Annotated in this window: 1 protein-coding gene; it reads right to left on the reverse strand. The window is 63.6% G+C overall.

Annotated elements, in window-relative coordinates:
• A partial coding sequence (locus O2V63_RS20715; protein WP_442929050.1) for a flagellin N-terminal helical domain-containing protein occupies positions 1 to 200 on the reverse strand: 200 nt, incomplete at its 3' end.
• Between the last annotated feature and the right edge of the window lie 36 nt (positions 201 to 236).

The raw sequence follows: 236 nt of genomic DNA on the forward strand, positions 1-236 counted from the left end.
GAGATGGTCTCGCCCTTGTTGGCCCCGACCTGGAAGGTGCCCGAGTAGCTGCCGTCCAGCAGCGCCTTGCCGTTGAACTTGGTGGTGTCGGCGATGCGGTTGAGCTCGGACTTCAGCTGGCCGATCTCGGACTGGATGTTCTTCTTGGCGTCGTTGTTCAGCCCACCGTCGTTGGAGGCCTGCACCGACAGGTCGCGCATGCGCTGGAGGATCTTGTGCGTCTCGGTGAGCGCACC

Source organism: Modestobacter sp. VKM Ac-2977 (assembly GCF_026968045.1).
GTDB lineage: Bacteria > Actinomycetota > Actinomycetes > Mycobacteriales > Geodermatophilaceae > Modestobacter.